Origin of the sequence: Roseococcus thiosulfatophilus, from assembly GCF_017311575.1 — a bacterium.
Taxonomy (GTDB): Bacteria; Pseudomonadota; Alphaproteobacteria; order Acetobacterales; family Acetobacteraceae; genus Roseococcus; species Roseococcus thiosulfatophilus.
Map to the genome: position 1 here is coordinate 15800 of NZ_JAFFQY010000001.1, position 24952 is coordinate 40751.

General features: G+C 68.0%; 21 protein-coding genes. 1 reads left to right on the top strand and 20 read right to left on the bottom strand.

Going from position 1 to position 24952, the window contains the following annotated elements:
* Window positions 1-6: 6 nt before the first annotated feature.
* Together JTN19_RS00085 and JTN19_RS00090 are read right to left on the bottom strand one after the other, a co-directional pair.
* Window positions 7-963: an NAD-dependent epimerase/dehydratase family protein gene (locus JTN19_RS00085; protein WP_340643244.1), complete on the bottom strand. Its 957-nt coding sequence runs from the start codon at window positions 961-963 to the stop codon at window positions 7-9.
* A gap of 175 nt (window positions 964-1138) precedes the next feature.
* Entirely contained in the window at window positions 1139-1489 is a 351-nt protein-coding gene (locus tag JTN19_RS00090) for a RidA family protein (RefSeq protein ID WP_206928670.1), read from the bottom strand.
* Between the two features lie 39 nt (window positions 1490-1528).
* On the opposite strand from JTN19_RS00090, the gene JTN19_RS00095 reads away from it, so the two are divergent.
* The gene (locus tag JTN19_RS00095; protein WP_206928672.1) at window positions 1529-2056 is read left to right on the top strand and encodes a YqhA family protein; all 528 of its coding nucleotides are present in this window, start codon (window positions 1529-1531) and stop codon (window positions 2054-2056) included.
* Here JTN19_RS00095 and dnaE read toward each other — a convergent pair whose 3' ends face one another.
* The 18 genes from dnaE to nuoF all read right to left on the bottom strand — a co-directional run bounded on the left by dnaE (window position 2057) and on the right by nuoF (window position 24952).
* On the bottom strand, window positions 2057-5467 hold the full coding sequence (gene dnaE / locus JTN19_RS00100; RefSeq protein ID WP_206928675.1) for a DNA polymerase III subunit alpha: 3411 nt from the start codon (window positions 5465-5467) through the stop codon (window positions 2057-2059).
* A gap of 162 nt (window positions 5468-5629) precedes the next feature.
* Window positions 5630-7069, bottom strand: coding sequence for an NAD-dependent succinate-semialdehyde dehydrogenase (locus JTN19_RS00105; protein ID WP_206928677.1), 1440 nt, complete (start codon window positions 7067-7069; stop codon window positions 5630-5632).
* Between the two features lie 64 nt (window positions 7070-7133).
* A complete protein-coding gene (locus JTN19_RS00110; protein WP_206928679.1) occupies window positions 7134-7811 on the bottom strand; it encodes an ABC transporter ATP-binding protein in 678 nt (225 codons plus the stop codon).
* The gene (locus tag JTN19_RS00115) at window positions 7804-9054 is read right to left on the bottom strand and encodes a lipoprotein-releasing ABC transporter permease subunit (RefSeq protein WP_206928689.1); all 1251 of its coding nucleotides are present in this window, start codon (window positions 9052-9054) and stop codon (window positions 7804-7806) included. Before JTN19_RS00115 ends, JTN19_RS00110 begins: the two co-directional genes overlap by 8 nt.
* Complete coding sequence (proS, locus tag JTN19_RS00120; protein WP_206928691.1) at window positions 9054-10367, bottom strand: proline--tRNA ligase; 1314 nt, start codon at window positions 10365-10367, stop codon at window positions 9054-9056. Before proS ends, JTN19_RS00115 begins: the two co-directional genes overlap by 1 nt.
* Window positions 10368-10785: 418 nt before the next feature.
* Entirely contained in the window at window positions 10786-11049 is a 264-nt protein-coding gene (locus JTN19_RS00125; RefSeq protein WP_206928699.1) for a DUF1467 family protein, read from the bottom strand.
* Window positions 11050-11064: 15 nt separating this feature from the next.
* Window positions 11065-12699, bottom strand: a complete 1635-nt coding sequence (locus JTN19_RS00130) for a ribonuclease J (RefSeq protein WP_206928701.1) — start codon at window positions 12697-12699, stop codon at window positions 11065-11067.
* 14 nt (window positions 12700-12713) lie between these two features.
* The gene (locus tag JTN19_RS00135) at window positions 12714-13508 is read right to left on the bottom strand and encodes a type III pantothenate kinase (RefSeq protein WP_206928703.1); all 795 of its coding nucleotides are present in this window, start codon (window positions 13506-13508) and stop codon (window positions 12714-12716) included.
* On the bottom strand, window positions 13509-14219 hold the full coding sequence (locus tag JTN19_RS00140; protein WP_340643245.1) for a biotin--[acetyl-CoA-carboxylase] ligase: 711 nt from the start codon (window positions 14217-14219) through the stop codon (window positions 13509-13511).
* Complete coding sequence (gene nuoN, locus JTN19_RS00145; RefSeq protein ID WP_206928705.1) at window positions 14216-15637, bottom strand: NADH-quinone oxidoreductase subunit NuoN; 1422 nt, start codon at window positions 15635-15637, stop codon at window positions 14216-14218. The genes JTN19_RS00140 and nuoN overlap by 4 nt, the downstream gene beginning before the upstream one ends.
* A gap of 3 nt (window positions 15638-15640) precedes the next feature.
* A complete protein-coding gene (locus JTN19_RS00150; RefSeq protein ID WP_206928707.1) occupies window positions 15641-17155 on the bottom strand; it encodes an NADH-quinone oxidoreductase subunit M in 1515 nt (504 codons plus the stop codon).
* A 3-nt stretch (window positions 17156-17158) separates the two neighbouring features.
* Window positions 17159-19069 (bottom strand): NADH-quinone oxidoreductase subunit L, encoded by a 1911-nt coding sequence (gene nuoL / locus JTN19_RS00155; RefSeq protein WP_206928717.1) that lies wholly within the window; start codon window positions 19067-19069, stop codon window positions 17159-17161.
* Window positions 19070-19073: 4 nt separating this feature from the next.
* Window positions 19074-19385, bottom strand: a complete 312-nt coding sequence (gene nuoK / locus JTN19_RS00160; RefSeq protein ID WP_206928719.1) for an NADH-quinone oxidoreductase subunit NuoK — start codon at window positions 19383-19385, stop codon at window positions 19074-19076.
* A complete protein-coding gene (locus JTN19_RS00165) occupies window positions 19385-20065 on the bottom strand; it encodes an NADH-quinone oxidoreductase subunit J (protein ID WP_206928721.1) in 681 nt (226 codons plus the stop codon). The genes nuoK and JTN19_RS00165 overlap by 1 nt, the downstream gene beginning before the upstream one ends.
* 73 nt (window positions 20066-20138) lie before the next feature.
* On the bottom strand, window positions 20139-20627 hold the full coding sequence (nuoI, locus tag JTN19_RS00170) for an NADH-quinone oxidoreductase subunit NuoI (protein ID WP_184385969.1): 489 nt from the start codon (window positions 20625-20627) through the stop codon (window positions 20139-20141).
* Window positions 20624-21634 carry an NADH-quinone oxidoreductase subunit NuoH gene (gene nuoH, locus JTN19_RS00175; protein WP_206928723.1) on the bottom strand — a complete coding sequence of 337 codons (1011 nt, stop codon included), beginning with the start codon at window positions 21632-21634 and terminating at the stop codon, window positions 20624-20626. Before nuoH ends, nuoI begins: the two co-directional genes overlap by 4 nt.
* Window positions 21635-21638: 4 nt before the next feature.
* The gene (gene nuoG / locus JTN19_RS00180) at window positions 21639-23651 is read right to left on the bottom strand and encodes an NADH-quinone oxidoreductase subunit NuoG (protein ID WP_206928725.1); all 2013 of its coding nucleotides are present in this window, start codon (window positions 23649-23651) and stop codon (window positions 21639-21641) included.
* Window positions 23652-23656: 5 nt separating this feature from the next.
* Window positions 23657-24952 (bottom strand): NADH-quinone oxidoreductase subunit NuoF, encoded by a 1296-nt coding sequence (gene nuoF / locus JTN19_RS00185; RefSeq protein ID WP_206928727.1) that lies wholly within the window; start codon window positions 24950-24952, stop codon window positions 23657-23659.

The window sequence follows — 24952 nt, forward strand, 5'->3', positions numbered from 1 at the left end:
CGTCCTTCAGAAGGCGTAGTCGGCCATGCGCGCACGATACCATTCGAGGCTGCGCTTGAGGCCATCATCCAGGGAAATGCGCGGCGCCCAGCCGGTGGCGGCGCGGAAGGCCCGGTCGTCGGCGTGGTAGCTGCCGATGTCGATCGGCGCGCGGTCGGCTGGGAACTCGCGGGTGACGTAGCTTCCCTCGCCGCCATTCGCCTTGATGAGCAGTTCCGCCAGGTCCAGCAGGGAAATGGGCGGCGCGCCGCCGAGGTTGAAGGCACGCCCCGTCACATCGCTCTTGCCGGCGTGCTCGGCGGCCATGAGGAAGGCGCGGGTCACGTCATCCACATAGGCGAGGTCGCGCAGCTGGGCGCCGCCCCAGACCTCGAAGGCTTCTCCCTCCAGCACCCGGCGCATCCAGATGCCCAGGAAGGTCTGCCGCGCATCGGCGATGCGCAGCCGCGGGCCATAGCAGTTGGTGAGGCGCAGCGAGACCACGGGGCGGCCCAGCACGCGGCTTTCCAGCAGCCAATATTGCTCGCCCGCCCATTTGGAGACGCCATTGGCGTCGGGCGGGTTCACCGGGTGCAGTTCATCCACCGGCAGGCTGATGGGGCGGCCGTAGAACTGCCGCGTGGAGGCATGGACCACCGCGGCCTCCGGCGCCGCCTCGCGCATGGCCTGCACCAGGCGCACCTGGGCGACGGCGTTGATGGCGATGTCGGCCACCGGGTCGCGCTGACCGCCCATATGGCTGGTCTGGGCGGCCAGGTTGAACAACACCTCCGTGCCCTGGCAGAGCGTGGCGAGTTCCGTGTCGCGCAGATCCCCGCGCACCAGCATCACGCCGGCCCCTTCCAGATTGGCGGGGTTGGCGCCGCCATCCGGCAACATGGCGTCGAGCGCCGTGACCCGCGCGCCAAGCCCCGCCAGGGCATGGCAGAGGTTGGAGCCGAGGAAGCCCGCGCCTCCGGTCACGAGGACGCGCTTGCGGTGCCAAAAATCAGGGGTGCCGGGTGTCACTTGCGTTCTTCACTTTGCTTGTGCTGGCAAATCTTGACCGGCAATGCGGCGAAATGCGGGTGAAGGGGTGGCGGAATCTACGCCAGGGGAAACGTCGCCACGCCCTTTGCGTTGCCGGTGAAGCCCGTGTTCAGGCGGAGATCGCCGCAATGCCCGTGATCTCCACCCGCCACGCCGGGTCCACCAGCGGGGCCTGGATCGTCATGCGGGCGGGCTTCGCGGCGGGGTCGAGCCAGGCGTCCCAGGCGCGGTTCATCGCCGGCGCGTCGCGGATATCGGCCAGGATGATCTGCACGCTCAGCAGGTTCTTCTTGCTGGTGCCGGCTTCGGCCAGCAGCGCATCAATCTGGCGCAGGATGTCGGCCGTCTGGCCTTCGGCATCGAGGGTGGCGTCATCGGCCACCTGTCCCGCCAGGTAAACCAGCCCGCCATGGACCACGGCACCCGACAGGCGCCCCTCTTCGGCCAGACGCTGAATCATTCTATGGTTCCTTCTTCCCTGAACGCGGCGATGCGTCCCATGCAGAACCTATCCGACCGGGCGGTGCTGGCCAGCCGGTACATCCTGGTGGTCTTCTATCTCGGCCTCGCGGTGGCGCTGGCGGCCTATGCGGTGCGCTTCCTGGTGAAGGTGTGGAAATTCGCGGCGGATACGCTGACCACCACCTCCGATTCGCAGATGCTGCTGGGGCTGCTCTATCTGGTGGACAGCGCGCTGGTCGCCTCGCTGGTCGCCATGGTGGCCATCTCCTCCTATGACAGCCTGGTCTCGCGGCTGACGGACGCGAAGGGCGCCTCCAAGATCGAATGGGTGTCCAACCTCGACCCGGGCAACCTCAAGCTGAAGGTGGGCATCGCGATCGTCGCCATCAGCTCCATCCATTTGCTGCAGAAATTCATGGACATCGCTTCGCTCTCGGACCGGGAGCTGGGCTGGGCCATCGGCATCCATGTCACCTTCGTGGCCGGGGCGCTGGGGCTGGGGCTGCTGGACCGCATGCAGTCCCAGGCCAAGCTGCTGGCGAAGGATGCGCGGGCGAAGGAGTAGCTACACCTCCTCCACATTGGCCACGCCGGGCAACACCTTCAGCGCCTGCATCATCCGCGGCGAGACATTCCAGCCGCCCGGCAGCGTGATCTCGACATCCTGGCCGGGCCCAAGTTGCGGCACGAGGCTCACGCGCCCACGCCCGCGCCCGTCGCGCTCCAGCAGGGCACGGATATCCGGCAGGGCGCTGGCGGCTTCGAGGATGATGCGCATCCCCTGCCCCACCCCGGCCGCCGCCTTGTCCAGCGCCTCGATATCCTGGGCGGTGAGGCGCAGCGCCTCCCCCTCCAGCCGCACCTCGGCCGTGACGAGCACGGCCTTTCCATCCTCCAGCAATTCGCGCGCGCGGTTCAGGATTTCGCTGAAGAAGGTGACCTCGAAGCCACCTGTCTGATCGGAAAGGCTGACCCAGGCCATGCGGCTGCCGGTCTTGGTGTTGCGCTCCTTCCGCGCGGTGACGGTGCCCGCGAGCTTGAGGCGCGTGGAGCCCCCCCGCGCCTTCTCCGCAATCAGGGCCGAGGGCGTGCAGCCCAGCCGGCGCAGCGCCATCTTGTAGGTGTCGAGCGGGTGGGCGGAGAGGTGGAAGCCCACCGCCTCCGCCTCGAAGCCCAGCTTGTCCAGGGTGGGCCAGTCCGGCATGTCCGGCAGGCGCAGCATGGGCGGGCCCTGCTCCACCTCGGCGAAGAGGCCGATCTGGTTGCTGGCGCGGTCCTCCGCGCTGGCCTGGGCGCGGCGCAGCACCGTCTCGGCGCCGGCCACCAGGCGCGCGCGGTTGCCCTCCAGGCTGTCGAAGGCGCCGGCCTTGGCCAGGTTTTCCAGCTGCATCTTGTTCAGCAGCCTTGGGTCCACGCGGGCGGCGAAGTCGGCCAGGCTGGTGAAATCCCCGCCCTGCGCCCGCGCCGCGACGAGGTCCCGCATGGCGGCCAGCCCCACGCGCTTGATCGCGGCCAGCGCGAAGCGGATGGCGGGCTTGCCCTCCTGCGCCTCGATGGTGAATTCGGCGGCGGAGCGGTTGATGTCCGGCGGCAGCACCTTGATGCCGAGCCGCGCGGCCTCCTGCATGTGCGAGGCCAGCTTGTCGGTCTTGTCCATGTCCAGTGTCATGGAGGCGGCGAGGAAGGCGACGGGGTGGTTCGCCTTCAGCCAGGCGGTCTGATAGGCGACCAGCGCATAGGCTGCCGCGTGGGATTTGTTGAAGCCGTAATTGGCGAACTTCTCCATGAGGTCGAAGACCTCGCCCGCCTTGGCGGCGGAGACGCCGTTCTTCGCGGCGCCCTCGCAGAAGATGTCGCGCTGCTTCGCCATCTCCTCCTTGTTCTTCTTGCCCATGGCGCGGCGCAGCAGGTCCGCACCGCCCAGGCTGTAGCCCGCCATGACCTGGGCGATCTGCATCACCTGTTCCTGGTAGACCATGATGCCGTAGGTCTCGCCCAGGATGTCCTGGATGGAGGGGTGCGGCGCCTCCCATTTCTCGCCATGCTTGCGGGCGCAGTAGGCGGGGATGTTCTCCATCGGGCCCGGCCGGTAGAGCGAGACGGCGGCGATCAAATCCTCGAAGCGGTCGGGGCGCATGGCGCGCAGGCAGTCGCGCATCCCCTGGCCTTCGAACTGGAACACGCCCGCCGCGTCGCCGCGGGCCAGCATGGCGTAGGTGGGCGCGTCATCCAGCGGCAGGGCGTCAATGTCCACCTCCACGCCCTGGGCCTTCAGCAGCGCCACGGCGCGTTGCAGCACCGTCAGCGTCTTGAGGCCGAGGAAGTCGAACTTCACCAGCGAGGCGTTCTCGACATGCTTCATCGAATACTGGGTGATGAGGTGCGGTGAACGCGGGTCGCGGTAGATGGAGGTGATCTCGATCAGCGGCTTGCGGCCGATGACGACGCCGGCCGCATGGGTCGAGGCGTTGCGGTAGAGCCCCTCAACTTGCAGCGCGATGTCGAGCAGGCGAGCCACCGCCTCGTCACTCGCCTGCATGTCCTTGAGGCGCGGCTCGCCCGCAATGGCGTCCTTCAGGCTGACCGGGTTGGCGGGGTTGTTGGGGATCAGGCTCGCGATACGGTCCACCTGACCATAGGGCATGCCCAGCACGCGGCCCACATCGCGCACCGCCGCCTTGGCCTGGAGCTTGCCGAAGGTGATGATCTGCGCGACGCGCTCCTCGCCATATTCGCGGCGGACATAGTCGATCACCTCGTCGCGCCGGTCCTGGCAGAAGTCGATGTCGAAGTCCGGCATCGAGACGCGCTCAGGGTTCAGGAATCGCTCGAACAGCAGCCCGAAACGCAGCGGGTCGAGGTCGGTGATGGACAGCGCCCAGGCCGCGACCGAGCCCGCGCCCGAACCACGCCCCGGCCCCACTGGAATGCCCTGCGCCTTCGCCCATTGGATGAAGTCCGCCACAATGAGGAAGTAGCCCGAGAAGCCCATCTGCTCGATGACGCGCAGCTCGTACTCGAGCCGCTCGGCGTGTTCCGCCGGCACGCCCTCGGGGAAGCGGCGCGCGAGGCCCGTGCGGGCCATGTCGGCCACCGTCTCGGCCTCGGTGCGGCCGGGCTGGACCTTGGGGCAGATGGGCAGTTCGGGCTTCTTCACCTCCGCCATCACGGCGCACATGCGCGCGATGGCGAGCGTGTTGTCGCAGGCCTCGGGGAGGTCCTGGAACAGGGCGCGCATCTGGTCCGCGGGCTTGAACCAGTGGTGCGGTGTCACGCGGCGGCGCTGCGCCTCGGTGATGAGCCGGCCCTCGGCGATGCAGAGCAGCGCGTCATGCGCCTCGTGCATCTTCGCCTCGGCGAAATAGACGTCGTTGGTGGCCACAATCGGCAGCGCCGCCTCATCGGCCAGGCGCAGCAGCCCGGGTTCGAGGGCGGCTTGGCGGTCGGTGTGGTGGCGCATCAGCTCCACCGCGAGGCGCCCGTCGAAGCCCTCCCGCAGCGCATGCAGCAGCTGCTCGGCAACGGGGCGCCGCCCCTCGGCCAGCAGGCGCGAGAGCGGGCCATGGTCGCCCCCCGTCAGCAGGAAGATGCCCGCGCCATGGGCCAGCAACTGGCCGAGCGTCACCGCGGGCTTGCCCGAGATGTCCGTGCCCAGCCAGCCCAGCGAGGACAGCCGCTGGAGATTGCCCCAGCCCTCCGCATCCATAGCGAGCGCCGTCACCACATCCGCGCCATTGCGGTTGGGGTCGCTGTGCGATTCCCCGCGCGAAAGCCAGAGCTGGCAGCCCATGATGGGCTGAATGCCCTTGCCGGCCGCGGCTTGCGCGAATTCCAGCGCGCCGAAGAGGTTGGCCGTGTCGGTCAGGGCCACGGCCGGCATGTTGGCGGCCAGCGCAAGCGCTGGCAGCGTCTCGGCCTTGATGGCGCCTTCGCTCAGCGAATAGGCGGAGTGGGTGTGGAGGTGGACAAAGCCCATGCGCGACTCCGAGGCTGCGCCCAGTGTAGCGCGCCGGGGGGCGTGACGCCCCCTCGGGCGGCGCCGCGGCTTTGCCGCGGCAACGCGGTGCCCCCGCCCCGGCTCAGCGCCAGGACGGGGCCCCCACGAAACCGCGAAGCGATTTCGTGGGGAAGCGAAGCGTCAAAGCCCGAACTGGCTGACGAACTTCGTGTTCAGATAGGCCTCGATGGCCTCCGAACCGCCCTCGGTGCCGTAGCCGCTGTCGCGCACGCCGCCGAAGGGGACCTCGGGAAGCGCGAGGCCCAGGTGGTTGATGGTCATCATGCCCACCTCGACGCCGGCCGCCAGGGCCTGCGCCGTCTTGCCGCTGGTGGTGAAGGCGTAGCTGGCCAGGCCGAAGGGCAGGCGGTTGGCTTCACCCACCACCTCCTCCAGGTCCTTGAAGGGGCGCATGAGGGCGACGGGGCCGAAGGGCTCCTCGTTCATGGCGCGCATGTCGGTGGTGACGCCGGTGACCACCGTCGGCTCGAAGAAATAGCCCTTGTTGCCGATGCGGTTGCCGCCGGTCGCGATCTCCGCCCCCTTGCCCTTCGCGTCGGCGATCAGCGTTTCCATCTGCGGCACGCGGCGCTCATTGGCCATGGGGCCCATGGTGGTGCCCTCGGCCATGCCATCGCCCACCTTCACGGACTTGGCGTGGCTGATGAAGCTGGCCACGAACTGGTCGTAGACCTTCTCCTGCACCAGGAAGCGGGTGGGGCTGACGCAGACCTGGCCCGCATTGCGGAACTTGGCCATGGCCAGCGTCTTGGCCGCGTGCTCCACATCCGCGTCGTCAAAGACCATGGCCGGCGCATGGCCGCCGAGTTCCATCGTCACGCGCTTCATATGCTGGCCGGCCATGGCGCTCAGCATCTTGCCCACGGGCGTGCTGCCCGTGAACGTCACCTTGCGGATGGTGGGGTGCGCGATGAGGTAGCTGCTGATCTCGCTGGGCACGCCGTAGACGAGGCCGATCACATCGCCCGGCACGCCGGCTTCCAGGAAGCACTTGATGAGTTCCGCGGGGCTGGCCGGCGTCTCCTCCGGGGCCTTCACGATGATGGAGCAGCCGGCCGCCAGCGCCGCGGACAGCTTGCGCACCACCTGGTTGATCGGGAAGTTCCAAGGGGTGAAGGCGGCGACGGGGCCCACCGGCTCCTTGATCGCGAGCTGGTAGATGCCCTGGCCCCGCGCCGGGATCACCTGGCCATAGGTGCGGCGCGATTCCTCGGCGAACCAGTCGATGATGTCGCCGGCGGCCATGACCTCCATCTTGGCCTCGGCCACGGGCTTGCCCTGCTCCAGCGTCATCAGGCGGGCGATCGCGTCGGCGCGGCTGCGGAGCAGGTCGGCCGCCTTGCGCATGACCTTGCTGCGCTCATAGGGGCTGACCTTGCGCCAGGCGGCGAAGCCACGCTCGGCGGCCTCGAGCGCCGCGTCCAGGTCGCGCTGGCTGGCGTGGGCGACGGTGCCGACCACTTCCTCGCTGGCGGGGTTGAGCACGTTGATCGTCTTGCCGCCCTCACCGCCGCGCCACTGGCCGGCGATGTGAAGCTGGACATTGGGGTATTCGGCCATGTCGTGTTTCCTTCCTGGCTGTGGCGCAAAGGTGGGGCGGCGCGGCGCCGCTGTCCACCGCCCCTCAGCCCGGGATGATGCGCCCGTCCCGCAAGGTCACCACGCGGTCCATCCGGGCGGCCAGTTCCGGGTTGTGGGTGGCGATGAGGGCGGCGAGGCCCCTGCCCCGTGCCTCGGCCAGCAACTGTTCGAAAACGATGCCGGCCGTGCTCGCGTCCAGGTTGCCCGTAGGCTCGTCCGCCAAGAGCAAGGCGGGGCTGTTGGCCAGCGCGCGCGCGATGGCCACCCGCTGCTGCTCCCCGCCCGACAGCTTGCCAGGCCGGTGGTCCAGTCGGGAGGCGAGACCGAAGCTGTTCAGCAGTTCCGCGGCCCGCGCCCGCGCCTGACCCGCGGCCACGCCGGCCGTCATCTGCGGCAGCATGACGTTCTCCACCGCCGTGAACTCGGCCAGCAGGTGGTGGAACTGATACACGAAGCCGATGGTGTTGCGGCGGATGGCCGTTCGGGCGCCGTCATCCAACGTGCCGGCGGCCTGGCCCGCGATATAGACCTCGCCGGCATCGGGGCGTTCCAGCAGCCCGGCCAGGTGCAGCAGCGTGGACTTGCCGGTGCCCGAGGGGGCGACCAGCGCCACCACCTCGCCACGCGCGATGGTGAGGTCCGCCTCGCGCAGCACTTCCAGCGAGCCCGCCTCGGTGCGGTAGCGCCGGGCGACGGAGGCCAGGCGAAGGGGGTCACTCATTGCGCAGCATCTCCACCGGATCGGTGCGCGCGGCGCGCCAGGAGGGATAAAGGGTCGCCAGCAGCGAGAGCGACAGGGCCAGCGCCACGACCTGCGCCACCTCGCGCCAGTTCAGCACGGCGGGAAGCTGGGTCAGGAAGTAGATCTCGGCGCTGAACAGCTCGGCGCCCGACAGCGCCTGGATGAATTGCCGGATGCTTTCGATGTTGAGGCAGAACACCACGCCCAGGATGAAGCCGAGCGTGGTTCCCACCACGCCGATCAGCGCGCCGCACATCAGGAAGATCCGCAGGATGGCGCCCTGCGTCGCCCCCATGGTGCGCAGCACCGCGATGTCGCGCCCCTTGTCCTTCACCAGCATGATCAGCGAGGAAATGATGTTGAACGCCGCCACGATGATGATGAGCGTCAGGATCAGGAACATCACGTTCCGCTCCACCTGCACCGCCGCGAAAAAGCTGGAATTGGCGTCCTGCCAGTCCAGGATGCGCACCGGCCGGTCCAGGGCCGCGCGGATGGCCTGGTTCACCGCGCGCACGCGCGTGGGGTCCTCCACGAAGACCTCGACCTGCGTCGCGGCGTCGCCCGTCTGGAAATAGACCTGCGCGGCCTGCATCGGCATGAAGACGTAGCCGCTGTCGTATTCGTTCATGCCGACTTCGAACAGCGCCACCACGCGATAGGCGCGCAGCCGCGGCACGGTGCCGATGACGGTGGTGCGCCCCTGCGGGCTGACCAACGTGACCCGGTCGCCCACATTCACACCGAGCCTGAGCGCCAGCCGCGTTCCGATCGCCACCGCGTCATCGCCCTCGAACTGTGCGAGGCTGCCGGCGCGGATGTTGTCGGCGATGATGCGGCGCGCGCGCAGGTCTTCCGGGCGGATGCCGCGGGCCAGGCCGCCCGTGGCGCCCCCCGCCTCGCTGGTGACGAGGAGCTGGCCCTCGACCACGGGCGTCGCCACCGTGACGCCGGGCACGCGGCGGATGGCCTCGGCCACCGCGTCATATTCCGTGAGGTTGCCACGCTCGGCCGCATAGACGCCCATATGGCCGTTGAGGCCCAGGATGCGTCCCAGCAATTCCTGCCGGAACCCTCCCATAACGGACATCACGATGATGAGCGTGGCCACCCCCAGCATGATGCCGAGGAAGGAGAAGGTCGCGATCACCGAGGTGAAGCGGTCGCTCTTCCGCGAGAGCAGGTAGCGGGCGGCGACCTTGCGTTCGAAGGCGTTGAACATCAGGCGCCCAACTTGGCCAGCGCCTCGTCGAAACTGCATTCGAGGCGCTCACCCGTCATGCGGCGCTTGAGTTCGACGCGGCCGGCCGCGGCGCCGCGGGGGCCGATGATGGCCTGCCAGGGGAAGCCCATCAGGTCGGCGTCGTTGAACTTCACGCCCGCGCGCTCCGGCCGGTCGTCATAGATGGCCTCGTTCGGGAAGGCGGCGTGCAGCTTCTCGCAGAGCGCGTCGCAGGCGGCATCGCCGGGCTTGAGGTTCAGGATGGCGAGCTTCCATGGGGCCACCGCGTCGGGCCACTTGATGCCGGCCTCATCGTGGTTGGCCTCGATCAGCGCGGCCACCAGGCGCGAGACGCCGATGCCGTAGCTGCCCATCTCGGGCACCACTGCCTCGCCATTGGGGCCGGCCACGGACAGGCCCATGGGCGCGGAGTATTTGGTGCCGAAGTAGAAGATGTGGCCGACCTCGATGCCGCGCCCGGTGCGCTGGCGGTCAGCGGGGACCTTGGCCCATTCGGCCTCGTCCTGCATTTCCTCGGTGGCGGCATAGGCGGAGGTGGCGAGGTTGAAGCAGGCCCCCATGTCAGCCTGGCTGTCGAAGTCGAAGGCCTTGGCGGCCCAGTCGATCTCCTCCAGGGCCGAGTCGTAGAAGACGGTGCTCTCGCCCGTCTCGGCCAGGATGATGAATTCGTGGCTGAGATTGCCGCCGATGGGGCCGGTGTCGGCGCGCATGGGCAGGGCGCGCAGCCCCATCCGCTGGAAGGTGCGCAGATAGGCGTAGAGCATCTGGCGGTAGCTGTGCTGCGCGCCTTCCTTCGTCATGTCGAAGGAATAGGCGTCCTTCATCAGGAATTCGCGGCCGCGCATCACGCCGAAGCGGGGGCGCACCTCGTCCCGGAACTTCCACTGGATGTGGTAGAGGTTGCGCGGCAGGTCGCGGTAGGACGTCGCGTAGCCGCGGAACACGTCCGTGATCATTTCCTCATTGGTGGGGCCGTAGAGCATCTCGCGGTCATGCCGGTCGCGGATGCGCAGCATCTCCTTGCCGTAATCCTCATAGCGGCCGGAACGCTGCCAGAGTTCGGCGGGCTGGATGGTGGGCATCAGCACCTCCTGCGCACCGGCGCGGTCCTGTTCCTCGCGCACGATGTCGGCCACGCGGTTCAGGACGCGCAGGCCAGCGGGCAGCCAGGTGTAGATGCCGGCGGAGGTCTGCCGGATCAGCCCCGCGCGGAGCATCAGGCGGTGTGAGACGATCTGCGCCTCGGCAGGCGTCTCCTTGAGCGTGGGCAGGAAGGCACGGGTGAGGCGCAAGGTCTGGTTTCCCGGGAAAAGGCCACATCGGGCGGGTCGCGCCTGCTGTAGCGCAGTTCGGGCCGGCCTCAAATCACCGGGCACTCGTTGCGGCACCGACTCGCCGCGCGCAAGAATGCTGCGCCGCAACATCGAATTAATCCCAAAAATGTCTTGATGTTCGGGGGCGCAACCAGTTAAAAAAAAGAAAGGGCCACCCCCGTCAGGGAGCGGCCCAAGTTAAGGGAGGAAACGCCAGTCACACGGCAGAAAGAGGAAAGCCCTCTCTCTGACGTGGAAAATGCCGCAAAGGCCCGGTGTCGCTCAACGGCAAAACGGGCCAGCAGACGGCGAAAAAACGGGCAACCCAACGAGATTGCCCAAAACGCAGGCGGCAAGCTGGCAAAAATCCAGCAGCCGCCTTTTTCTTGTGCGGATGTCAGCGGTCCGGGATCGCCAGCCATTCATCGCGGAAGCTGATGATGTTGCTGTCCACCAGCCAGACGATCGCGAGCCACAGCACCACCGAGATGGCGGTGGTCCAGAGCAGCTTGCGCCAGATCATCGGCTGGGTGGGCGCGCCCCGCCAGCCGCCGGCCTCGATGTCGCCCTGCACATCGGGCTTCACCCCCACCGGCAGCACGCAGAACAGCACCGTCCACCACACCAGGGCGAAGATGACGAAGCTGATAAACCAACCCATGGAAAACGTCATGGCCTAGACCCGCAGCAGGTGGACTTCGACATTGGGACGTTTGCGCAGCCGTCGGCCCAGCGCGCGGCGCAGCACACCGCGGGCCGCCTCGGCCAGCGGCTCGTCCTCGCGCCGCAGGCCCTTCGGCAAGTCGTTGATGCCGCGGGCCAGCTCATCGGCGAGTTGCTGCGGCTCCGGCCCCTCGGAATCGAACAGGCCTGGGGCGGACACACGGGGGCGGCCCATGACGCGCCCCTCCCCGTCCACCGCCAGGCTTGCCATCACGATCCCGTTGAACAGCATGCGCTTGCGCGCGCCGATCAGCCCGCCCTGCATGGGCAGCAGCCGATTGCCATCCACGGCGAGCCGCCCCACGGGCACGCTGCCCGCGACCTCCGGCTTGTTGCCGCTGAGGCGCACCAGGTCGCCATCCTCGATCAGGATGGGCTCGGCCCCGCAATCCCGCGCCAGGGCGGCGTGTTCCGACAGATGCCGCCACTCGCCATGCACAGGAATGGCGAAGCGTGGCTTCACCAGGGCGTAGAGGCGCTTCAGCTCATCGCGCGCCGGGTGGCCGGAGACATGCACCGCATGGTCATCGGCCGTCATGATCCGCACGCCCCGGCGCGACAGCTCGTCCTGGACACGCAGGATGGCGCGCTCATTCCCCGGGATCATGCGCGAGGAAAAGATGACCGTGTCGCCCTGCCCGAGCGAGATGTTCGGATGCGTGTCGGCCGCGATCTTGGCCAGCGCGCTGCGCTCCTCCCCCTGGCTGCCGGTGCAGATGAGCAGCAGGTTGTTGTCGGGCAGCGCATCCGCCTCCTCCTCGGAGAGGAAGTCGGGCACGGCCTGCAGGTAGCCGCACTCGCGCGCCGCCTGCACGGCGTTGCGCAAGCTGCGCCCGAACAGCGCCACATCCCGCCCTGCGGCGATACCGGCCAAAGCGATGGACTCGATGCGGGCGAGGTTGGTCGAGAAGCAGCTGACGGCCACACGCCCCGTCATGCCGCGGATCAGGGCCGCGAAGTTGCGCCGCACATCGGCCTCGCTGCCCGAATGCCCCTCCACCATCGCATTGGTGCTGTCGCAGACCATGGCCAGCACGCCCTCCTCGCCCAGGCGGGCGAAGCCGGCCTCGTCCGTGGGCGGGCCGATCAGCGGATAGGGGTCGAGCTTCCAGTCACCGGTATGAACCACCATGCCATGGCGCGTGCGGATGGCGACGGCGCTGGCCTCCGGCACCGAATGCGCCACGCGCAGGAATTCGAGGTCGAAGGCCCCGAAGCTGCGCCGGCCGGGGGCCGGGATGGTGATGATCTGCACCTCCTGCGACAGGCCGGCCTCGGCCAGCTTGCGCCGCAGCACCGCCGAGACGAAGGGGCCGGCCACCACCGGGCAGCGCAGCGAGGGCCAGAGATGCGCCACCGCCCCCACATGGTCCTCATGCGCGTGGGTGATGACCAGGGCCTGCAGCACATCCCGCCGCTCGGCCAGCCAGGCCGGGTCGGGCACCATGATGTCCACGGCCGGGTTGTCCGGGCCGCCGAAACCGATGCCGCAATCCACGGCCAGCAACTGGCCGTCGCAGCGATACACATTGAGGTTCATCCCGATTTCCCCGGTGCCACCGAGGGGGATGAAGGCAAGATCGTCCATGTCCGGGAAATTCGTCACATCATGTCTTTTTGTGAGATGGGGGCGGGATTGCGGCCTGCCAACAGGCGAAGCCCCTCAAGGGTGATGTCCTGGTCCACGCGGGTGATCATGGTGGTGCCTTCGGCCAGGAGGGGGGCGAGGCCGCCGGTGGCGATCACCTTCATGCCCGGCAGTTCGGCCTCGGCGCGGATGCGCGTCACGATGCCCTCGATCAACCCCACATAGCCCCAGAAGATGCCCGACTGCATGGCGGCCACCGTGTCGCGGCCGATGGCCGATTGCGGCCGGCCGATGCCGATGCGCGGCAGGCGGGCCGCGGCGCGGTGCAGCGCCTCGATGGAAAGGTTGATGCCCGGCGCGATGACGCCGCCCAGATAGGCGCCGTCGCCCGCCACCACGTCGAAGGTGGTGGCCGTGCCGAAATCGATCACGATCAGCGGGCCCTGGTAGTGGTGATGCGCCGCCAACGCGTTCAGCAGACGGTCCGCGCCCACCTCCTGCGGCCGCTCCACATCAATATGGAAGCCCCAGTCGAGGGTGGAGCGCGCCACCAGCGGTTCCGCCCCGAACCAGTCGCGGCTGAGGCGGCGGAGGTTGTAGAGGGCGGCCGGCACCACCGTGCCGATGACACAGCGCGTGATGTCCGCGGGGCGCAGCCCGGCGTGCTGCATCAGGGTCAGCAGCCACACGGCGTATTCGTCGCTGGTGCGGTTGGGGTCGGTCGCGATGCGCCAGCGCCCGCGCCATTCCACCCCGTCATGCACGGCGAAGACCACATTCGTGTTGCCGGCATCCACGGCCAGAAGCATTCAGACCTCTCCCAACTCGCCCGCATGGAAGCTGCGCGGGCCGTCTTCCGTGAGCAGGCGGAGCGCGCCCGCCTCAGTGAGGCCTTCGTAGCGCCCCCGGATGAAACTGTCGCCCTGCCGCACCGAAAGGGGCGTGCCCGGCGCGGGGCCGGCGGCCATCCAGGCGGCGCGGATGGGCGCGAAGCCCTCGCGCGCCTGGCGGTCCAGCCACTTGTCCAGCGCCTCCAGCAACGCCCAGGCGAAGCCCTCGGGCGGGATGGGGCCAAGGCAGGCGGTGGCACGGCCCTCGACGGGCGGGGCATGGGCCAGGTTCACGCCGATGCCGAAGATGACATGGGCGAGCGCGCCGCCCGGCCGGAGCGACGCCTCGGTGAGGATGCCCGCCACCTTCGCCTCGCCCAGCAGAAGGTCATTGGGCCAGCGCAGCCGGACAGGCGCGTGGGGTGCGGCCGCTTGATGCAGGGCCACGGCGGCCAGCAGGGCGAACTGCCCGGTGGCGCGCGCCTCGGCCTCAGGCCGCACCAGGATGGAGATGGCGAGGTTGCCGGGCTGGTCGTGCCACGTCCGGCTGGCGCGGCCGCGGCCTGCCGTCTGTCGGCGGGCCATGATGGCGAGGCCCGCGGGTTCCCCCGCCTCGGCACGCTGGGCGACGAGGGTCTGGGTGCTGGGCAGGCTCTCCTCGATGGAGAGCCGCCAGGCCAGCCCGCTCACCCGATCAGCGCCGCCACCGCCTGGCGCGCGGCCGCCAGCAGCGGCGCGGGCATCAGGAAGAAGAACATGGTGAAGAGGCCCGTGCCGGCGAGCACGAAGGACACGCCGGACGGGCGCGCGTCCAGCGCGCCGGTAGAGGCGTCGAAATACATCACCTTCACCACGCGGAGGTAGTAGTAGGCCGAGACGACGGAGGAGAGCACGGCCACCACCGCCATCAGCCAGAAGCCCGCCTCCACCGCCGGCAGCAGCACGTAGAGCTTGGCGAAGAAGCCCGACAGCGGCGGAATGCCCGCCATGGCGAACATGAAGATGGCCATGCCGAGCGCCATGGCGGGGTCGGTGCGGCCGAGCCCCGCGAGATCCTGGATGTTCTCGACCGCATGGCCGTTGCGGCGCATGGCCACCAGCACGCTGAAGGCGCCCAGGCTCATCATCAGGTAGATGGGGGTGTAGATCAGCACGCCGCGCAGCCCCGCCTCGGTGCCCACGGCGAGGCCCATCAGCACGAAGCCCGTGTGGCTGATCCAGGAATAGGCCATCAGGCGCTTGATGTTGGTCTGCCCGATGGCGGCGAAGGCGCCCAGGATCATGGAGGCGATCGAGGCCAGCACGATCACCTGCTGCCACTGGTCCACGGCGCCGCCGAAGGGCCCCGCCAGCACGCGCACGATGGCCGCGATGGCGCCGACCTTGGTGGCCGTCGCGAAATAGGCCACGACGCTGGTGGGCGCGCCCTCATAGACATCGGGCGTCCACATGTGGAAGGGCACCGCCGCGACCTTGAAGCAGAGGCCCGTGATGATGAAGACGATGCCCACCACCACGCCCGCCGAGATGGGCGCGGTGCCGCCCAGCACCTGGGCGAGCTGCGCGAAATTGGTGGTGCCGGCGAAGCCATAGACCAGCGACATGCCGTAGAGCATCAGGCCCGATGACAGCGCCCCAAGCACGAAATACTTCAGGCCCGCCTCGGAGCTGCGGGCATTGTCGCGGTGGAAGGCGGCCATGACGTAGAGCGGCAGCGAGAGCAGCTCGAGCCCCAGATACAGGCTCATCAGGTCATTGGCCGAGATCATGACCATCATGCCCAGCGTCGCGAAGAGCACGAGCACGGGGTACTCGAAGCGCGACAGGCCTTCGGCGCGGTTCCAGTCCAGCGCCAGCAGCAGGGCGAGCGCCGCACCCGCCAGCACCAGCACCTTCATGAAGCGCGCGAAGGCGTCCGAGATGTATTGCCCGCCGAAGCCCATGCCGTCGGGCTGCGTCAGGACGAAGGCGCCGGAGAGCAGGAAGGCGCCCAGCACCATCATGGTGCAGGGGAAGGTCATGTCGCGCCGCGGCAGCACGCCGGCCACCAGGATGGCGAGGCCGGAGAGCGCCAGCACGAGCTCCGGCAAGGCGAGGGTCCAGTTCATGGCTTACAGCCCCGCGAAGCGCGACGCGGCGGAAATGGCGGCCTGGTGCTGGGCCACCAACTGCGCCACCGTCGCGGAGAAGAAGGAGAGGAAGGATTGCGGATAGACGCCCATCCAGAGCGTCAGCACAATCAGCGGTGAGAACACCGCGTATTCGCGCGGGCTGAGGTCCAGCAGGCGCTTGAGGTCGTCGCGCGTGATTCGTCCGAAGGCGACGCCGCGGTAGAGGCGCAGCATGTAGCAGGCGCCCAGCACCATTCCCGTGGCGGCGCCCAGCGCGACCCAGGGGTTCACTGCCCAGGCACCCACGATGACCAGGAACTCACCCGGGAAGCCGGCCGTGCCCGGCAGCGCCACCGAGGCCATGGTGAAGAGCATGAAGACGAGCGCGTAGGCCGGCATGATCTTGGCGACCCCGCCATAGCGCGCGATCTCGCGCGTGTGCTCCCGGTCATAGAGCACGCCCACGCAGAGGAAGAGCGCGCCCGAGACCACGCCATGCGCCAGCATGGTGAAGAGCGCGCCCTCGATGCCCTGCTGGTTGAAGGTGAAGATGCCGAGCGTCACGATGCCCATGTGGGCCACCGAGGAGTAGGCGATGAGCTTCTTCATGTCCTGCTGCGCGAGGGCCACGAGGCTGGTGTAGACCACCGCCACCACGCTCAGCACATAGATCATCGGCGCGAAATACTGCGAGGCATCGGGCAGCATCGGCACGCTGAAGCGCAGGAAGCCATAGGCGCCCATCTTCAGCAGCACGCCGGCCAGGATGACGGAGCCCGCGGTGGGTGCCTCCACGTGCGCGTCGGGCAGCCAGGTGTGGACGGGCCACATCGGCACCTTCACCGCGAAGGAGGCGAAGAACGCCAGGAAGATCCAGACCTGCATCGCGAAGGGAATGTCGAACTCGTAGATCTCGGGGATGCTGGTCGTGCCCGACTGGTACCAGATGGCGATGATGGCCAGCAGCATCAGCACCGAGCCGAGGAAGGTGTAGAGGAAGAACTTGTAGGCCGCGTACACCCGCCGCGCCCCGCCCCAGACGCCGATGATGAGGAACATCGGAATCAGCACGGCCTCGAAGAAGATGTAGAACAGCATGAAGTCCAGCGCGCAGAACATGCCGACCATCATGGTCTCGAGGACCAGGAAGGCGATCATGTATTCCCGCACGCGGTTCTGCACCGACTCCCAGGAGGCGAGGATGCAGAGCGGCGTCAGCGCGGTGGAGAGCAGGACGAACAGCACCGATACGCCGTCCACGCCCATGAGGTAGGACACGCCGTAATCCGGCAGCCAGTCGAGGCGTTCCACGAACTGGAAGTCCGGGCTGTTGCGGTCGAACTGGAACCACAGCACCAGTGACAGCGCGAAGGTGACGAGGCTGGTCCAGAGCGCGGTCCAGCGGGCGTTGGAGGCGACCACCGCCTCCTCGCCCCGCACGCTGAGGATGACCAGCACCCCCAGCAGCGGCAGGAAGGTGACCAGGGAAAGGATGGGGAAACCCGCGGCGTTCATGGCTCAGCGCCCCGTCAGGAAGAGGGTCACGAAGACCACAAGGCCGATGATCATGGCGAAGGCGTAGCTCGCGACCTTGCCCGTCTGCAGCCGCACCGTGCCGCGCGAGGCGCCCGCCGCCAGCGCGGCCGCGCCATTGGGCATGCCGTCGATGATGCGCGCATCGCCTACCTGCCAGAGCTGCACCGCGAGGCGCCGCGCCGGTTGGACGAAGATGCGGTCATACAGCTCGTCGAAATACCACTTGTTCAGCAGGAAGCGGTAAGGCCCGGGGGCCGCCGCAGCCACCCGGCCGGGAATATGCGGCAGGAAGCCATAGATCAGGATGGCCAGGAGGATGCCGCTGATGGCCACCGTCTTCGCCAGCGTCGGCACCCAATGCGGCGCGTGGTGCAGCGCCTCCATCATGTCCTTGGCCGGCAGGTTGTAGATGGCGCCGTTCCAGAAAGCGGTCGCCGCATCGCCGATGAAGTAGGGAGCGAAGACGAAGCCCGTGGTGATGGCGCCGACCGAGAGCAGCAGCAGCGGCACCAGCATCACCAGCGGGCTTTCGTGGACGTGCTCCATGGTGTGGTGGTCGGCGCGGGGCTTGCCGTGGAAGGTCAGGATCAGCAGGCGCCAGGAGTAGAAGGCGGTCAGGAAGGCCGCCACCGCGCCGCAGACGAAGGCATACATGCCCACGCCGGTTCCGGCCGCGACCGCGCCCTCCAGGATGGCGTCCTTGGAGTAGTAGCCCGCGAAGAAGGGAATGCCGGCCAGGGCCAGCGAGCCGATCCACATCACCGCGTAGGTGACGGGGATCTTCTTCCAGATGCCGCCCATCTTGCGGATGTCCTGCTCGTCCGACATCGCGTGGATCACGCTGCCGGCGCCCAGGAACAGAAGCGCCTTGAAGAAGGCGTGGGTGAAGAGGTGGAACATCGCCGCCTGGTAGAGGCCGACACCCGCCGCGAAGAACATGTAGCCCAGCTGCGAGCAGGTGGAGTAGGCGATGATGCGCTTGATGTCGTTCTGCACGCAGCCGATCGTGGCCGCGAAGAGCGCGGTGGAGGCGCCCACCACGGTCACGATGGCCAGCGCCACCGGCGCGAATTCCATCACGGGCGACATGCGGCAGATGAGGAAGACGCCCGCCGTCACCATCGTGGCCGCATGGATCAGCGCGGAGACGGGGGTCGGGCCCTCCATCGCGTCCGGCAGCCAGGTGTGCAGGCCAAGCTGCGCCGACTTGCCGCAGGCACCCAGGAAGAGGAGCACGCCGATGAGTTCGAGCGAGGGAATGCCCAGGAACACATCATTCACATGATCCTGGACCGCGCCGAAGATGGCGTCGAACTCCAGGCTGCCGAAGGTGAAGAAGGTCAGCGCCATGCCCAGCATGAAGAAGAGGTCGCCCACGCGGTTCACGATGAAGGCCTTCATCGCGGCGGCGTTGGCGCTGTCCTTCTCATACCAGTAGCCGATGAGCAGGTAGCTCGCGAGACCCACCCCCTCCCAGCCGAAGAAGAGCTGCACGAGGTTGTCGGCCGTCACCAGCATCAGCATCATGAAGGTGAAGAGCGACAGGTAGGCGAAGAAGCGCGACGGCGTCGCGTCATGCGACATGTAGCCCACCGAGTACAGGTGGATCAGCGTCGAGATCAGCGTGACCATGCCGACCATGACCGCGGCCAACGTGTCGTAGCGCAGCGACCAGGAGAAGGAGAGTTCGCCCACCTGCATCCAGGTGAAGAGCACGACCGTCTGAGGCTGGCCGCTGAGCGCCACCTGCCAGAAGGCCAGCAGGCCGCAGATGGCCGCCAGCGCCATGAAGAAGACCGTGGACCACATGGCCACCCGGTCGCCGAGCCAGCGCCCCAGGAAGCCGCTGACGCAGGCGCCCAGCAGCGGGAAGAAGACCGCCCCAACGAACATCGTTCTAGCCCTTCAGGGTCGAGATGTCCTCGACCTCGATGCTGCCGCGGTTGCGGAAGTAGATGACGACGATGGCGAGCCCGATGGCCGCCTCGGCCGCCGCCACGGTCAGGATGAACATGGCGAAGACCTGGCCCGTGAGGTCGCCGAGCTGCGCCGAGAAGGCCACCAGGTTCAGGTTCACCGAGAGCAGGATCAGCTCCACGCTCATCAGGATCACGATGACGTTCTTGCGGTTCATGAAGATGCCGAAGACGCCCAGCACGAAGAGGATCGCGCTGACCACCAGGTAGTGGGCAAGGCCGATGTCGAGCATCAGTGGTGCCCCCCCTCATGCGTGACGGGCTTGGGCGCTTCCTTCGCCGGCGGCGGCAGCGGGCGCAGGATGTCCTCGCGCCGGATGCCCTCGCCCAGTTCAGGCCGCGCCATGGCCACCGCGCTGCTGCGCGCGATCTGCGCGCCGACATCCTGGCGCTTGGTGCCGGGGCGGTCGCGCAGGGTCAGCACGATGGCACCGATCATGGCCACCAGCAGGATCAGCCCCGAGATCTGGAATAGGTAGATATGGTCCGTGTAGAGGATGCGTCCGATGGCCTCGGTGTTCGTGACCCCCTCCGGCATCGGCGCCATGCGCAGCGCGGCGGCATCGGGCGCGAAGCGCCACACCGACAGCACCAGCAACAGCTCCAGGAAAAGGATGCCGCCCACCACCGCGCCGATCGGCGCATAGCGCTGCACGCCCTCGCGGAGCTGGGCGAAGTCCACATCCAGCATCATCACCACGAAGAGGAACAGCACCGCGACCGCGCCCACATAGACGATGACCAGGATCATCGCGAGGAATTCGGCCCCCGCGATCAGGAAGAGCGCGGCCGCGTTGAAGAAGGCCGCGATCAGCCAGATGACGGAGTGCACGGGGTTGCGCGCGGTGACGACCATCACCGCCGCCGCGATCAGGATGAACGCGAAGAAATAGAAGGCGAGCCCTGCGATCATCGCACCCGTCCTTCCGTCAAGCTGGCCATCTCAACAAACCTTCCCAGGGCCGCTTGGGCGCGGCCGTCTTGCATCAGCGGTAGGGGGCGTCCAGTTCCAGCCGCTTGGCGAGCTCGCTTTCCCAGCGGTCGCCATTGGCCAGCAGTCGCTCCTTGTCATACATCAGTTCTTCGCGCGTCTCGGTCGCGAACTCCATGTTCGGCCCCTCGACGATGGCATCCACCGGGCAGGCCTCTTCGCACATGCCGCAGTAGATGCACTTGGTCATGTCGATGTCGTACCGCGTGGTACGACGGCTGCCATCCTCGCGCGGCTCGGCCTCGATGGTGATGGCGAGTGCCGGGCACACCGCCTCGCACAGCTTGCAGGCGATGCAGCGTTCCTCGCCATTCGGGTAACGGCGCAGGGCGTGCTCCCCCTTGAAGCGCGGCGACAGCGGCGTCTTCTCATAGGGGTAGTTCAGCGTCGCCTTGCGGCTGAAGAAGTAGCGCAGCGTCAACGCCATGCCGCCCACGATCTCGGTGAGCAGGAAGGAGCGCGCGAAACGATCCAATGTGGTCATGCCGGCAGCCACCCCGTCAGCTTGAGAACCGCGGCCGTCAGCACCAGCCAGAGCAGGCTGAACGGCAGGAAGACCTTCCAGCCCAGCCGCATCAGCTGGTCATAGCGGTAGCGCGGGAAGGTGGCGCGCGCCCAGATGAAGACGAAGAGGCAGGCCGCCACCTTCAGCGCGAACCAGATGGGCGAAGGCACCCAGTTGAAGGGCGCGATGTCCAGCGGCGGCAGCCAGCCCCCCAGGAAGAGGATGGTGGCCAGCGCGCTCATCAAAATCATGTTCGCGTATTCGCCGAGGAAGAACAGCGCGAAGGACATCGAGCTGTATTCGACGAAGAAGCCCGCCACCAGCTCGCTCTCGCCCTCCGGAAGGTCGAAGGGCGCGCGGTTGGTCTCGGCCAGCGCGCTGATGAAGAAGATGACGAACATCGGGAACAGAGGAATGACGAACCACACCGTCGCCTGCGCGCGGACGATCTCGGTCAGGTTCAGCGACCCCACGCAGAGCAGCACGGTCACGATCACGAAGCCAATCGAGACCTCGTAGCTCACCATCTGCGCGGCGGAGCGCAGCGCGCCCAGGAAGGCGTATTTCGAATTCGACGCCCAGCCCGCGATGATGACGCCATAGACGCCGAGGGAGCTGATGGCGAAGAGGTAGAGGATGCCCACATTGATGTCGGCGATGGCCCAGCCATCCGCCACCGGGATCACGGCCCAGGCGATCATGGCCAGCACAAAGGTCAGGATCGGCGCCGCCAGGAAGAGCAGCCGCGAGGCCCCCGACGGGATGATCGTCTCCTTCATCAGCATCTTGATGGCGTCGGCGAAGGGCTGGAGCAGGCCGAAGGGCCCCACCACATTCGGCCCGCGGCGCAGCTGCATCGCGGCCAGCACCTTGCGCTCCGCCCAGGTCAGGTAGGCCACGCCGATCAGCACCGGCACCAGCAGGGCCAGCGCCTGCGCCACCGTCAGCGCGAGCACGCCCAGCGGCGTGTTGAGGAACTCGGTCATCGCCTCACTCCGCCGCCAGCAGCGGCTTGGGCTGCAGGTAGGTCGCCGCGCACTCGGCCATGGTCGGGCTCGCGCGCGTGATGGGGTCCACCTGCCAGTAGTTCTGGATGGGAAGCTGGAAGGGCGCCATGCCGAGCGCGCCCGTCGCCACCGGCCCCGCATCATCGGTGCAGCCGGGCAGCGGGCCCTGGTCCAGACGCGCGAAGACGGGGTGCGCCGCGGCCATCTCGGCCCGCAGCGCCTCCAGCGAATCATAGGGCAGCGTCACACCCAGCATCTGCGAGGCGGCGCGGATGATCTTCCAATCCTCCCGCGCCTCGCCGGGCGGCGTCACGGCCATGCGACCGCGCTGCACGCGCCCCTCGGTGTTGACGTAGGTGCCGTCCTTCTCGGTGTAGGTCGCACCGGGCAGGATCACGTCGGCGCGCGCCGCGGCGGCCTCGCCGTGATGGCCCTGGTAGATGACGAAGGTGCCGGGTGCGATGCGCGACGCATCGAAGCCATCGGCGCCGAGCAGCCATAGCGCATCCACGCCGCCCGCCAGCATGCCGGCCATGTCCAGACCGCCCTCACCCGGCAGGAAGCCGAGGTCGAGCGCCGCCACCTGGCCGCCGAACTGGTGCAGAAGATTGAAGCCGTGCCAATCCTCGCGCAGCCCGCCGGCCTGCTTGGCCAGGTCCCAGGCGGCGGCCAGCACCGCCGCCCCATCCTCGCGCGCCAGCGCGCCACGGCCGAGAATGACCATGGGATTCTTGGCGCCATCGAGGAAGGCGCCCGCCTCACCCATCGCCACCGCCTGCGTGGGATAGGTCAGGTCCGCGACCGGCCCCACCACGCCCACGCGCAGCGCGCCCGTCATCCAGCGCTTGCGTATGCGCGCGTTCAGCACCGGCGCCTCGACGCGCGGGTTGCTGCCGATAATGACGATGGCATCCGCCTGCTCGATGCCGGCGATGCCCGTGTTGAACAGGTAGTAGTCCGGCCGCGAGGCGTCGAGCTTCGCGCCATCCTGGCGGCAATCCAGGTTCTGGCTGCCAAGGGCGGCCATCAGCCCCTTCAGGGCGAACATGGATTCGGCATCCATGGTGTCGCCCGCGATGGCACCCAGCCGCTTGCCCGGCAGCGCACGCGCGATGGCGCCCAGCGCCTCGGCCCAGCTGGCCGGCTGAAGCTTGCCGTCGCGCCGCACCCAGGGGCGGTCCAGGCGGTTGCGCTTCAGCCCGTCGAAGGAGAAGCGACCACGATCGCCCAGCCACTCCTCGTTCACGTCGTCATGCACGCGCGGCATGATCCGCAGCACCTCGCCGCCGCGCACATCCACGCGGATGGCCGCACCCACGGCGTCCAGCACGTCCACGCTCTCGGTCTTCCGCAATTCCCAGGGGCGGGAGACGAAGGCGTAGGGCCGGCTGGTCAGCGCGCCCACGGGGCAGATGTCGATCAAATTGCCGGAGAGTTCGCTGGACAGCGCCTTCTCGACATAGGTGCCGATCTCCATGCTCTCGCCGCGGCCCGTCGCACCCATCTCGGGCACGCCGGCCACCTCGGCGGCGAAGCGGACGCAGCGCGTGCAATGGATGCAGCGGTTCATCACCGTCTTGATCAGCGGCCCGACATACTTGTCCTTCACCGCCCGCTTGCCCTCGTCATAGCGCGAGAGGTCGCGGCCATAGGCCATGGCCTGGTCCTGCAGGTCGCACTCGCCGCCCTGGTCGCAGATGGGGCAATCCAGAGGGTGGTTGATCAGCAGGAATTCCATCACGCCGCGCCGCGCGTTGCGGACCACGGGCGTGTCGGTGAACACCTTCATCCCATCCATGACCGGATAGGCGCAGGAGGCGACGGGCTTGGGCGCCTTCTCGACCTCGACGAGGCACATGCGGCAATTGCCGGCGACCGACAGCCGCTCATGATAGCAGAAGCGCGGCACTTCCTTGCCCGCGGCCTCACAGGCCTGGAGCACGGAGGCGCCGTTCGGGACCTCGACCTCGATGCCGTCCACGGTGACCTTGGCCATCGTGCTTACTCCGCCGCCAGGGGGGTTGATGTGGCGTGACGCTCGCGGATGCGCCGCTCCATCTCGGGGCGGAAATGCCGGATCAGGCCCTGGATGGGCCAGGCCGCGGCATCGCCCAGCGCGCAGATGGTGTGGCCTTCGACCTGGCGCGTGACCTGTTCGAGGATATCAATCTCCTCGATCTCGGCGTCGCCGCGCACCATCCGGTCCATCACGCGCTTCATCCAGCCCGTGCCCTCGCGGCAGGGGGTGCATTGGCCGCAGCTCTCATGCTTGTAGAAATGGGCGAGGCGCGCGATGGCGCGGACCACGTCGGTGGACTTGTCCATCACGATCACGCCCGCGGTGCCGAGGCCCGACTTGTGCTCGCGCAGCGCGTCGAAATCCATCAGCACGTCGTCGCAGATGTGCTTGGGCAGCAGCGGCACCGAGGACCCGCCCGGGATCACCGCCAGCAGATTGTCCCAGCCGCCGCGCACGCCGCCGGCGTAGCGGTCAATGAGCTCCCGCAGCGGGATGCTCATCTCGGCTTCCACATTGCAGGGCTTGTTCACATGGCCCGAGATGCAGAACACCTTGGTGCCCGCGTTGCGCTCCCGCCCGAAGGAGGAGAACCAACCGGGGCCACGGCGCAGGATGGTCGGCACGACCGCGATGGTCTCGACATTGTTCACCGTGGTCGGCAGGCCATAGAGGCCCACCGCGGCCGGGAAGGGCGGCTTCAGGCGCGGCATGCCCTTCTTGCCCTCCAGGCTCTCGATCAGCGCCGTCTCTTCGCCGCAGATATAGGCGCCGGCGCCGCGATGAACGTAGAGGTCAAAGTCGTAACCGCTGCCGCAGGCGTTCTTGCCGACCAGCCCGGCCTCATAGGCCTCGGCGATGGCGGCTTCGAGCACCACGCTCTCATTGTAGTATTCGCCGCGGATGTAGATGTAGCCCGCCGTCGCGCCCATGGCGAAGCCGGCGATGAGGCAACCCTCGATCAGCTTGTGCGGATCGTGGCGGATGATGTCGCGGTCCTTGCAGGTGCCGGGCTCGGACTCATCGGCATTCACCACCAGATAGCTGGGGCGGCCATCGCTTTTCTTGGGCATGAAGGACCACTTCATGCCGGTGGGGAAACCCGCACCACCACGGCCGCGCAGGCCGGAATTCTTGACCTCCTCGATCAGCCAGTCACGGCCCTTCGCGAGATACTCGCGCGTGCCGTCCCAATCGCCCCGCATGCGCGCGGCCGACAGGTTCCAGGGCTGCGTGCCGTAGAGGTTGGTGAAGATGCGGTCCTTGTCCGAGAGCGCCAT